The sequence below is a fragment of the Vibrio sp. 378 genome, from assembly GCF_033339435.1.
The window spans coordinates 1-505 of sequence record NZ_JAWOUO010001273.1; the positions used below are offsets into that span (position 1 = coordinate 1).

Consider the following 505-nt stretch of genomic DNA (forward strand, 5'->3'; position numbering starts at 1 on the left):
GGTTGCTGATGTTATCAAATTTGACGATCACACCTTCGCCGTGAAGGCCGCGAAAGAGCTCAATCCAGAAGAGTTGTTGTTGAGAATGGGGGCGCTACGTCCTCGTCCTGCTCATTTCTATGCGAATCCGAAGAAAGACGAGAACGGTGACGGCATTCATGATGATTTTGTGCGCTACTACAACTTTAAAAGTGAACCAACCACCAGCGCTTATTACTTAGCCGACGTCAAAAAAGGTAAAAGCGTTACCTTTAAGCACGTAGGTGAGGACTGGTGGGGTTATACCAATAAGTACTACGAGAATCGCTATAACGTCGACAAAATTCGTATCACGGTTATCCGCGATAGTGATATTGCGATGAAGCACTTCGAAAAAGGTAAGTTGGACGCATTTGGATTGGTTTTGCCAAGTCTATGGCATGACAAATCCAATACTGCCCCTTATCAAAAGGGTTATATTGAGAAGTTCTGGGGTTACAACCAATATCCAGTTGGTGCTGGTGGC

Annotated in this window: 1 protein-coding gene; it reads left to right on the forward strand. The window is 45.0% G+C overall.

Annotated features, from left to right (window positions below; all coding sequences use genetic code 11):
• Positions 1-505 (forward strand): ABC transporter substrate-binding protein (locus R7Q48_RS31525; RefSeq protein WP_411979330.1); only part of this gene is annotated, 505 nt, incomplete at both ends.